The organism is Streptomyces sp. 5-10, assembly GCF_014712245.1.
Lineage (GTDB): Bacteria > Actinomycetota > Actinomycetes > Streptomycetales > Streptomycetaceae > Streptomyces > Streptomyces violaceusniger.
The window spans coordinates 1-2,590 of the sequence record NZ_JACVYG010000176.1; the positions used below are offsets into that span (position 1 = coordinate 1).

Genomic DNA, 2,590 nt, shown 5'->3' on the forward strand with positions numbered 1-2,590 from the left:
CGTCGGTGGTGTGGGAGGGTTTGTCGCGGCCGGTGCAGGTGGTGTGGCGGGATGCGCCGCTGGTGGTCGAGGAAATTACCGTCGGAAGTGCCGAGGAGTTGCTGGAGCGCTTCGCTCCGCGGCGGTATCGGCTGGATCTGCGGCAGGCGCCGTTGCTGCGGTTGTGCGTGGCCTTTGATGCCGTGAATGAGCGCTGGCTGGTGCTGGTGCTGTTCCACCACATTGCCGGTGACAACACCTCGCTGCAGCTCCTCATCGACGAAGTCCGGACCGTGATGATGGGCCACGGTGAGCAATTGTCGGAACCGGCGCCGTACCGCGATGTCGTTGCGCAAACAGTTCTGGGCGATCGTGCCGATGAGCATGAGGCGTTTTTCCGGGAGTTGCTCGCGGACGTGGATGAGCCGACGGCGCCGTTCGGACTGCTGGATGTCCAGGGCGAGAGCTCTGAAGTCACCGAGGCGCGTATCGAGCTCGATGCCGACGTGGCTGGGCAGATGCGTGTTGTGGCGCGGCGGCTCGGGGTGAGCGTGGCGAGTCTGTGTCACCAGGCGTGGGCGCAGGTGTTGGCGCGGTTGACCGACCGGGAGGACGTGGTCTTCGGCACGGTGTTGTTCGGCCGGATGCACGGTGGCGCGGGTGCGGACCGGGGCATGGGCTTGTTCGTGAACACCTTGCCGGTGCGGATTGCGGTGGGTGAGGACGGTGCGGAGGCGGGGGTGCTCCGCACGCATGAGCTCTTGACGCGGTTGTTGCGTCATGAGCATGCGCCGTTGGCGTTGGCGCAGCGGTGCAGTGGTGTGCAGGCGCCGATGCCGTTGTTCACCAGCCTCCTCAACTACCGCCACAGCGCCCTTGACGCATCCGGTGCCACTGAGGAGGTCTGGGACGGCATTGAGCTGCTGCGCGGTGAGGGGCGCACGAACTATCCGCTGACGGTGTCGGTGGACGACCTGGGCGAGGGCTTCGCGGTGACCGCGCTCGTCGACGCCCAGGTGGATGCGGCTCGGGTGAGCGCCCTCATGGCCAGCGCTCTGCAGGAGTTGGTTGATGCGCTGCGGAAGGCACCGAGCACGCCGGTGCGGGAGTTGGATGTGCTACCGGCGGTGGAGCGTGAGTTGGTGGTGGGTGGGTGGAATGCGACCGAGGCGGTGTTTCCGGAGGTGTCGGTGCATGGGTTGTTTGAGGAGTGGGTGGTGCGGGATCCGGGTGCGGTGGCGGTGGTGTGTGGGTCGGAGTCGTTGACGTATGGGGAGTTGGATGCGTGGGCGAATGGGGTGGCGTGTGGGTTGCGTGGGTTGGGGGTGGGGTTGGGTGATGCGGTGGTTGTGGTGGTGGAGCGTTCGGTGGGGTTGGTGGTTGCGGAGTTGGGGGTGTTGAAGGCGGGTGGGGTGTATGTGCCGTTGGATGTGTCGGTGCCGGGGGAGCGGTTGGGGTTTGTGGTGGGGGATTGTGGGGCGCGGGTGGTGGTGGCTGCGGGGGGTCAGGTGGTGCCGGAGTGGGTGGGGGTTGAGCGGTTGGATGTTGATGCGGTGGATCCGGTGGATTCGGTTGGTGGTGGGGGTTCGGTGGTGGTGTCGGGTGGGGCTGCGGCGTATGTGATGTATACGTCGGGGTCGACTGGGGTGCCGAAGGGTGTGGTGGTGCCGCATCGGGCGGTGGTGTCGTTGGTGGTGAATAACGGGTTTGCTGATGTGGGGGTGGATGATCGGGTGTGTTTTGCTGCGAATCCGTCGTTTGATGCGTCGACGTTTGAGGTGTGGGCGGGGTTGTTGAATGGGGGGCGGGTTGTGGTGGTGGGTCGGGGTGATGTGTTGGATCCGCGGCGTTTTGGTGAGGTGTTGCGTCGTGATGGGGTGACGGTGTTGTGGTTGACGGTGGGGTTGTTCGGTCGGTTGGTGGGTGAGGTGGGTTTTGGTGGGTTGCGGTATTTGATTGTGGGTGGGGATGTGGTTGATCCGCGGGTGGTTGGTCGTGTGTTGGGTGGGCCGGGGTGTGTGTTGAATGGGTATGGTCCGACGGAGGCGACGACGTTTGCGTTGACGCATGAGATTGTGTCGGTGGAGGGTGTGTCGAGTGTTCCGGTTGGTCGGCCGGTGGCGAATACGCGGGTTTATGTTTTGGATGGTTGGGGTCGTCCGGTGCCGGTGGGTGTGGTGGGTGAGTTGTATATCGGTGGTTCTGGTGTGGCGTTGGGGTATGTGAATCGTCCGGGTTTGACGGCGGAGCGGTTTGTGGCGGATCCGTTTGGTGGGGATCCGGGTGGGCGGTTGTATCGGACGGGGGATTTGGTGCGGTGGTTGGGGGATGGGTCGATTGAGTTTGTGGGGCGTGATGATTTTCAGGTGAAGGTGCGGGGTTTCCGTATTGAGTTGGGTGAGGTTGAGGCGCGGTTGTTGGAGGTGCCGGGGGTGCGTGAGGCGGTGGTGCTGGCCCGCGAGGATGTCCCGGGGGATAAGCGGCTGGTGGCGTATCTGACCGGGGAGCCCGTTGCGGTGGAGGAGGTACGGGCGTGTGTGGGGGCGCGGTTGCCGGAGTACATGGTCCCGGCGGCGTTCGTGTGGCTGGATGTGTTGCCGTTGACGGCGAA

Annotated in this window: 1 protein-coding gene; it reads left to right on the forward strand. The window is 64.7% G+C overall.

All coding sequences use genetic code 11. The annotated features are described in order from the left end of the window. Positions 1-2,590, forward strand: a 2,590-nt coding sequence (locus IEJ02_RS50955) for a non-ribosomal peptide synthetase (RefSeq protein ID WP_191070485.1), incomplete at both ends; no start/stop codon positions are given.